At 63.5% G+C, this 7,935-nt stretch carries 7 protein-coding genes; 3 read left to right on the top strand and 4 right to left on the bottom strand.

What is annotated here, in order from left to right; all coding sequences use genetic code 11:
* Positions 1-1,008: transaldolase (gene tal, locus JOZ76_RS06645; protein ID WP_291697831.1), on the bottom strand; the 1,008-nt coding region annotated here is incomplete at its 3' end.
* A 500-nt stretch (positions 1,009-1,508) separates the two neighbouring features.
* Between tal and JOZ76_RS06640 the strand changes: the two genes are divergently transcribed.
* On the top strand, positions 1,509-2,813 hold the full coding sequence (locus JOZ76_RS06640) for a TMEM143 family protein (RefSeq protein ID WP_291697830.1): 1,305 nt from the start codon (positions 1,509-1,511) through the stop codon (positions 2,811-2,813).
* Between the two features lie 61 nt (positions 2,814-2,874).
* Positions 2,875-3,984, top strand: coding sequence for an alpha/beta hydrolase family protein (locus JOZ76_RS06635; protein WP_291697829.1), 1,110 nt, complete (start codon positions 2,875-2,877; stop codon positions 3,982-3,984).
* A gap of 140 nt (positions 3,985-4,124) precedes the next feature.
* Here the strand turns inward: JOZ76_RS06635 and JOZ76_RS06630 are convergent, their stop codons facing one another.
* The 3 genes from JOZ76_RS06630 to JOZ76_RS06620 form a co-directional block, all read right to left on the bottom strand.
* On the bottom strand, positions 4,125-4,520 hold the full coding sequence (locus tag JOZ76_RS06630; protein ID WP_291697828.1) for a type II toxin-antitoxin system VapC family toxin: 396 nt from the start codon (positions 4,518-4,520) through the stop codon (positions 4,125-4,127).
* The gene (locus JOZ76_RS06625) at positions 4,520-4,774 is read right to left on the bottom strand and encodes a type II toxin-antitoxin system VapB family antitoxin (RefSeq protein WP_291697827.1); all 255 of its coding nucleotides are present in this window, start codon (positions 4,772-4,774) and stop codon (positions 4,520-4,522) included. Before JOZ76_RS06625 ends, JOZ76_RS06630 begins: the two co-directional genes overlap by 1 nt.
* Positions 4,775-4,990: 216 nt before the next feature.
* Positions 4,991-6,046, bottom strand: a complete 1,056-nt coding sequence (locus tag JOZ76_RS06620) for a 2-oxoacid:ferredoxin oxidoreductase subunit beta (RefSeq protein WP_291697826.1) — start codon at positions 6,044-6,046, stop codon at positions 4,991-4,993.
* 179 nt (positions 6,047-6,225) lie between these two features.
* On the opposite strand from JOZ76_RS06620, the gene JOZ76_RS06615 reads away from it, so the two are divergent.
* The gene (locus JOZ76_RS06615; protein ID WP_291697825.1) at positions 6,226-7,764 is read left to right on the top strand and encodes a hypothetical protein; all 1,539 of its coding nucleotides are present in this window, start codon (positions 6,226-6,228) and stop codon (positions 7,762-7,764) included.
* The last annotated feature ends 171 nt before the right edge of the window (positions 7,765-7,935 follow it).

The following is a 7,935-nucleotide window of genomic DNA, read 5'->3' as shown; positions in this document are numbered from 1 at the left end:
CTGTTCGAGTTCGGCCAGCGTATGCTCGGCGTCGTGGATGTTTTCCTCGAGGCTGTTGCGCAGGCGGCCATGGTCGCGAAACGCCTCGAGTGTCGCCGGCGGCATGGTGTTGACGGTGTCCGGCCCGATCAACTCCTCGACATAGAGCACGTCACTATAGGCCTTGTTCTTGGTCCCGGTCGAAGCCCAGAGCAGCCGCTGCGGCTTTGCGCCCTTGGCGGCGAGCTTCTCCCAGCGCGGGCCGGAAAACAGTCGTTTATAGTGCTTGTAGGCGAGCTTGGCGTTGGCGATCGCGACCTTGCCGCGCAGCGCGGCCAGCCGGACCTTCTCCATGGGATCGTTGGCCTGCGCGATCTTCTCGTCGAGCTTCTTGTCGACCACAGTGTCGATGCGGCTGACGAAGAACGAGGCGACGCTTGCGATGTGCGAGGGATCGCCGCCCTGGGCGAGGTATTTTTCGAGGCCCGCAAGATAGGCTTCGACGACCTGCAAATAGACTTTTTGCGAGAACAGCAGCGTGATGTTGATGTTGATGCCCTCGCCGATCAGGTGCTCGATCGCCGGCAGGCCCTCTTGGCTCGCCGGCACCTTGACCATCAGGTTCTTGCGCCGGACATCTTTCCAGAGCCGCTCGGCTTCGACGATCGTGCCCTTGGTATCCAGGGCGAGATAGGGTGACACTTCGAGGCTGACATAACCGTCAGCCCCGTCGAGCTGGTCGTAGACCGGACGCAGCACGTCGGCGGCGTTCTGGATGTCCTCGACAGCGAGGCGCTCGAACAATTCGGCGACCGGCAGGTCGCGTTTAGCCAACGCCTTGCCGATCGGGGCGTCATATTCGTCGGAGCTTGCGATTGCCTTTTCGAAGATCGACGGGTTCGAGGTGACACCTTTGAGGCCGTCCTTGTCGATCAGCGCCTTCAGGTCTCCCTTGGCGACGAAGCCGCGGGCCAGAAAATCCAGCCAGACAGCCTGGCCGTGCGTCTCAAGTGCTTTGACGGGGTTCATGATGACCTGCTCTGCCCGATCTGCGCCAATTGTAAAGTTCCGGGTCACCTTTCTGGCGCGCGGGCCCGGATTGTCAACACACGAAACCGACGGATTTCCACTCACTCCGAACAACGCCGCTGGTGTCGTTTTGATCCATTCTGAGGTGGGACGCGACCGGGTGTAAACGTGGAAAGGGCAGGGGAGTGCGGCTCGGGGCCGCAAACAGGGCGAGCATGGTCAGATCTCCGGTGTGGAACGTCGCAGCCGAGCATCATGAAAGAATGTTTCACCGCGCTCGCCGCTGAAACCCGAAGCCTTGTGCCGCTGCCGCCTGGCGCGACAGGTCTTCCGGGAGGTGCATTGGTCGCCGTCACGATTGGCAGCGCAAGTGGCGTGGCAGCGACAAGCTCGTTATACTGCATACGCCGCGCCAGCGGTTTCGGCGCGGCACATGTTTAATAGGTGTGACCGCCGCGCCAGCTGCGGGCAACGATTGCGACAGTGTCGGCGGAAGCGTTGTGAGTGAAGCGTCGAACGAGACCGCCGCGCCCGAGCCGCGGGAAAAATTCATTCCGCTACGAAAGTCGGACATCGTCGCCGCTCTCGTCAGCGATACCGGGCTGCCGGCCGATCAGGCACTGAGCTTTCGCCGCTTTGCGCGCATGCTGGGCGCGATCTTTCATGTCAGGTATTTTGAAGAGCTCGACCAGCTGCGCGAGGCCTATTTCTACTTCGACCCGGAGGTCAGCGCGCCGGCGACGCGTGCCGCCGGAGATGTCGAGGCGGCCTATCGAAACCTGAGCGATGAATTCGTCCGTGTCGTCACCGAAGCGAACTTCGTCGAAATCCCGCACGAGGTGATCGTCCGCGCCTTCGGCGAGCATGCGCTGGTGCGGGTGCGGATCGAGGCGCCGATCGAGGAGTTTCGCGATGTGCGCATGTTCCGGCGCGGCGACCACAAGGAGACCATCGAGATCCCCTCTTTGTTCGGGCTGCGCCGCCGCAGCCTCGAGGTCGAAGTCTATGACGATGTCGTGCTGATGGTGGCGACGAAGGTGGATGGCGAGCGGCCCAAGCCGCGCAAGCCATTCGCCAGCGCGTGGCGAGGCACGAAGGGCAAGCGCAAGAAGTTGCGCGGCGGCGCCGTGCTGTTCAAATATTTCCGTCACATCGCGCGCGGCGATCTCGAAGCGCTGTTCCCGGACGTGCGCGTGGTGATGAGCGTGTTCGACCAGTTGGCGCTCGGCGTGCCGGCGCTGGTCGGCGGCGTGCCAATCCTGATCAAGCTCGCCTCGACGCTCACGGTGCTGTTCGCGGTGGCCGGCTTCTATCTCGGTCTCTCCGGCGCGCTGCACGACGACGACACGAAGCAGGCCTTGGCGGCGATCAGCGGCCTGTTCGCGCTCGGCGCCTTCGTGCTGCGGCAATGGGGCAATTTCCACCGCCAGTCGCTGATCCACCAAAAGCAGGTCACCGACAACATCTATTTTCGCAACGTCAACAACAACACCGGCATCTTCAACTACCTGATCGGCGAGGCTGAGGAGCAGGACTGGAAGGAGGCGCTGCTCGCCTATTACGGACTGCTGACGGCCGCGGCGCCGCTCTCCGCCGATGCGCTCGGCGCCCGCGTCGAGGCGCTGCTCATGGAGATGTTTGGCGTTCGCGTCGCGTTCGCCCACGATGACGCGCTGAAGAAACTGCGAGAGCTCGACCTGCTGCGCGAGGCCGACGGCCCCTTCGCGGTGCCGCCGCTGGCCGAGGCGCTCGCAGGACTGGAAACGCAATGGGATCGGCTGTTGCGGGGCAAAGATCAGCCCTGACGTCGAGCATGGCCCGATGACATGCTATGAGTTTGTCGAGGTGACAGGGGGCTGAGGGGCAATGATTCGGATCAATTATGCCTATGTGGTCGCGGCTGGCCTGGTGCTGCAGGCGTTGCTGCCTGCATCGCTGCGGGCCGAGGGCATCCGGACCGACGAATTGCAGATTCCGGCCGTCATTTCCGGTGCGACGTTCAAGCTCGAGGCGATCGTGGTGCGGCCGGATGACGGAGGCCCGCATCCGCTTGCCTTGATCAATCACGGCTCGCCGCGCGATGGCAACGATCGCGCAAAAATGTCGCCTTACCGGATGTGGTCCCAGGCGGCTGCGTTCGCGCGGCGCGGCTGGACCGCGGTCGTCCTGCTGCGCCGTGGTTATGGCCGCTCGGAAGGCGGCTGGGCCGAGGCCTGGGGCGGCTGCGCGCATCCCGATTACGCGCGCGCGGGCCGCATCGCCGCCGGCGATATCGCAGCCGCCGCCCGCTTCATGACCAACCAGCCCTATGTCAGCAAGAACATATGGATCAGCGTCGGCGTCTCCGCCGGGGGATTTGCGACGGTCGCCCTGACCGCCGCTCCGCCGCCGGGTCTGGCCGCCGCGATCGCCTTCGCGCCGGGCAGGGGATCGTCCGCGCCGGACCAGGTCTGCGGCGAGCCGGAGCTCGTCGCTGCCTTCGCGGCCTACGGCAAGACGTCGCGCACGCCGCTATTATGGGTCTCGGCGCCCAACGATCACTTTTTCGGGCCGCGGCTGGTCAAGGAGATGACCGACGCATTTTCGAGTGGCGGCAGCCACCTCAGTTTCGTCGCCGCGCCGGCCTTCGGCGAGGACGGCCATCAGCTGTTCCGCGCGGATGGCATGGCGATCTGGTCGCCGATCGTCGACCGCTTTCTGACCGACAATCATCTAAAACTGCGCGAGCGCGAGATCGCGGTTGACGTGCCCGATCTGCCGGCGCCGACGGGCTTGAGCGACAAGGGCCGGGAGGCGTTCAGGACCTATCTCGCAAGCGGCCCCAACAAGGCCTTCGTCGTGAGTGGCACGCATTTCGGCTGGTCCGCGGGACGCCGCAGCGCCGACGATGCGGTCAAGGAAGCACTCGGTATTTGCGCGCCCGGCACCGGCCTCACCTGCACGGTCGTCAACATCAACGACAAGCCGGCGAAGTAATGCCGTCATTGCGAGCGAAGCGAAGCAATCCAGAATTTCGCAAGCGGCTCTGGATTGCATCGGCGCAAACGCGCCTCGCAATGAAGAGGATGGTGGCTCAGCGCAGGCTCGCGTTGATTTCGCTGGCGTCGTTGCTGCGATCATGTGCCGCCCGACTGATTGACATCGGTCTTTGCAAAATCCTCGCCCTTGAACAGCAGCGGCTCGCCGCGGGTCACCGCCAACGCATACGCAAAGCAGTCGCCGTAGTTCAGCGCGGCACCGTGACGTCCCTTGCCGAAACGACGCCAGGCGCGCCGCGCCGCGTCGGTCTGTTCGGCGTCCACCGGCACGATCTCAGCGCCGATCTTGAGCAGCCAGAGGTCAAACTCGCGTCCGCCTGCGTCACCGAGCCGAGTCTCAAGCACGATTGTTACTTCAAGCACCGTGGCCGCAGAAATCAGCCGCACCGGGTCATCGGCAATCCGTCGTTCGAGGTCGGCCGCATCAGGCTCGTTGAGGGCGATTGCCACGATCGCCGACGTGTCGATCACCATCAGCGCGGCAGTCCATGCTCGTCATATCCGATGATCTCGTCCGCCAGCCGGCCATCCAGGACCGGCATTGCACTCCAGCGCCGGCGGATTTCGGCCATATCCTCCAGCAGGGCGGCCTTGCGGGATCTGCCACCAAGCCGGCGCAAGCGCTCCTCAATGGCCCGCTTGGTTGCCGTGGTAATGTTCTCCCCGGTGAGTTCGGCAAGATGCCGAGCCAGACGCTCGGTCTCAGAGTCTTTGATGCTGAGAGCCATTGCAGGGTTCCTTGGTTCCTAGATAGGTACTATCTACCTAAGGGCTGCGCAAGCCAAGTATTATTTTACCTCCTCCAGCCGATCGCGCGGCCAAGGCTGTGCCGCAGCTCGCGAGACGCAAATGGGAAGCGTGCGACCGGTCGAGCGCACAAGATATTGGAATTAAGCGGCGGGGCGCGGGTGAGAGGTTCTTTCGCCGGCCTTACCTTTTCAACCTCAGCGCAGGCTGGCGTTTATCTTGTCCAGCACCGCCGAGCCTGGGCACAGATCGCCGGCCTCGAGCTGGTTGAGCGGCCGCTCCACCGTGTTGAGATGGCTGTGCAGGTCCTCGGACTCCGGATCGACATAGAGCAAGCCGGTAACGATCTGGCCCTTAGCGGCGTGCTTCTGCAAAAAGGTCATCGCACCCAGCCGGTCATGCGGATCATAGTCGGCGTCGATCTTGCGCAGTGCGAGTCGCGTGCCGTCATGCTGCTCGACGATCTGCACCGTGCCCGGCGCATAGTCGACCGTGATCGGGTCCCGGCCGGTCAGGACGTCGAGCCGGTTCACCGCGTCGTTGTGCTCGCGCACATAGTCAAAGCTCTTGGTCGAGCCGGCATGATTGTTGAAGGCGATGCAGGGGCTGACCACGTCGATGAAGGCGGCACCCTGGTGCTGGATCGCGCCTTCGATCAGCGGCACGAGCTGGCTCTTGTCACCCGAAAAACTGCGCGCAACGTAGGTGGCGCCGAGCTGCAGCGCGATGGCGACGAGGTCGATGGCGTTGTCGGTGTTGATGACGCCCTTTTTCGATTTCGAACCGCGGTCGGCGGTCGCCGAAAACTGGCCCTTGGTCAGGCCGTACACGCCGTTGTTCTCGACGATATAGGTCATGTTGACGCCGCGCCGGATCGAATGCGCGAACTGGCCGAAGCCGATCGAGGCGGAATCGCCGTCGCCGGAGACGCCGAGATAGATCAACTCGCGATTGGCGAGGTTGGCACCGGTCAAGACCGACGGCATGCGGCCATGCACCGAATTGAAGCCGTGCGAATTGCCGAGAAAGTAGTCGGGCGTCTTCGAGGAGCAGCCGATGCCGGAGATCTTGGCGACGCGGTGCGGCTCGATCGAAAGCTCGAAGCAGGCCTCGATGATCGAGGCGGTGATCGAATCGTGGCCGCAGCCGGCGCACAGCGTCGAGATCTTGCCTTCATAGTCGCGATGGGTGAAGCCGAGTGCGTTCTTCGGCAGGCTCGGATGGTGGAATTTCGGCTTGGCGATGTAGGTCATGGGCGCTTGCGGATTGGCCTTCAAGTGGCAGGCGAACTCTGTGAGCTGTCTTACACGATGTGCTGTTAGAATGATATAGATTCAGGCGAATTTCGACGCGGCGCCACGGCTTTCACGCACGTTAAGCATGTTCATTTTGCGGCGCAAAAGGGCGGGGCTTCGCCACGGGGGTGAGCGTCATGCTGGTCGATCTGCAGTCATTTGTCGGACTTTACCAGAAGTTTTTTGCGGTCGATCTCACCGGCGTCGTCGATGGTGTTCATCCGCCACTGAAGACGGTGAACAATGTGCGCGCTGCGACTACGAAGGGCGCGCCGCTTCTGCCGCTGATCTATCGCCAGAATTTTCATCAGCCGCTGGATGCCGCACTGCCGTCGGAGATGAGCAAGTTGCAGCATCAGGTGAAGAGCGGCGAGCAGCCCGCCGAATACATGCAGACGGCCCTGGAGATGCTCTATGGCGCGGTCTACCAGCATGGACCCGGGGTCAGCAGGGTCGATACCAGCGCGCAGCTGAGGCGCTTCCTGGCGATCGTCTCGAATCTCTACCGGTCTTTTCTCGACAGCGACAAGCGGGCGGCTGCCGGCATCAAACTGGTGACCAATACGCCGCCGCTCGCCGTGTTTCTCTCCGGTTCGCTGCAGGGGCCCTACACCGTCGAGTCGGACGAGATGTTGAAGCGGTTCGGCACGCCGATCGGTGTGGTCAGCCTGCCCGCGACTTATCGTGATCACCCAATCATGTGGGCCGCGTTGAGCCATGAAGTTTGCGGCCACGACGTCGTGCACGCTGACGAAGGGCTGCTGGCCGAACTCGTCGTGACCGTGCGCAACGCGCTCGCGCCGCATTTTTCGCCGCGCAAGCCGCTCGCTACGGCGGCGCTGAACGCACTGCTGTGGTCGTACTGGATGGACGAAGCGATTGCCGACGTCTACGGCATCCTGAACATGGGGCCGCTGTTCCCGATCAATCTGGGCGCTTTCCTGGCGGCGTTTCGCGCCCACCTGCAGCGACGGTCGCATCCCGGACGACCCTTGCTGTCGACCGACGCGCAGAAGCGGCCCGACAACACCATGGACGACCATCCGATCGATCTGCTTCGCCTGCATCTTGCGATCGGCGCGATCGAGTCGTTGCAGGGCCTGAGCCCGGTCCGCCGCGACGCCTATGTGAAAGGGATCGAGGACGTTGCTGCCGCGGTCACTGGCGATACGACCCATGTCGGGCTGGATGGACTGGTGCCGACCGAATCGGGCAACCCGGTTGCGGTCAAGACACAGATGACACTGTCGGATGCGGCCGCTGCGGCGCGGCGGGTCGGACAGATCATCGCGACCAGCAAGCTGAAAGCGCTCCAGGGTCGTTCCATTCAGGACATCGAGACCTGGGACGACCACGACGAAGAGATTGCGCAGGCGATCGCCGAAGCCATCGCGGCGGGGCAGGGCATCGTCGGGCAAGGTGACGACGCCCAGCTCCTGGCCGGCGCGACAATGGCCGTGCTGCGCAAGTCAGGCCTCTATGATGCCGCGCAGGAGGTGCTGAACGCGGCGCTCGACGACAGCTATCGCAAGGACCCGATCTGGGGTGCGCTGATTCCGCATCATGCCTTTCACCCGCATGTGCTGCTGCGGCCGCAAGAGAAGCCGAAGCTGGCCGCGGCGCGTGCAAAAAGGCCCGCGCGCAAGACCGCCCCGCGAAGCGGGGGAAAGCGGTAAAAATCTGGTAGGGTGGGCAAAGGCGCGCCTCTTGCGCGCCGTGCCCACCATCTCATCGACAGTTTTTCCGGCGCGTGGTGGGCACGCTGCGCTTTGCCCACCCTACAAGCCTGAGCTCGCGCTACGACACCGCCTTGCGCAGCGGGGTGACCTTGAGGTGATCCTGGTGGT

This window comes from Bradyrhizobium sp., assembly GCF_019244115.1.
GTDB lineage: Bacteria > Pseudomonadota > Alphaproteobacteria > Rhizobiales > Xanthobacteraceae > Bradyrhizobium.
This window is presented reverse-complemented; position numbering and strand designations above follow the sequence as displayed.

Coding starts and splice junctions, on each gene's coding strand:
- JOZ76_RS06635 (WP_291697829.1), top strand. CDS start 2,875: ATGATTCGGATCAATTATGCCTATGTGGTCGCGGCTGGCCTGGTGCTG.
- JOZ76_RS06630 (WP_291697828.1), bottom strand. CDS start 4,520: ATGGTGATCGACACGTCGGCGATCGTGGCAATCGCCCTCAACGAGCCT.
- JOZ76_RS06625 (WP_291697827.1), bottom strand. CDS start 4,774: ATGGCTCTCAGCATCAAAGACTCTGAGACCGAGCGTCTGGCTCGGCAT.
- JOZ76_RS06620 (WP_291697826.1), bottom strand. CDS start 6,046: ATGACCTACATCGCCAAGCCGAAATTCCACCATCCGAGCCTGCCGAAG.
- JOZ76_RS06615 (WP_291697825.1), top strand. CDS start 6,226: ATGCTGGTCGATCTGCAGTCATTTGTCGGACTTTACCAGAAGTTTTTT.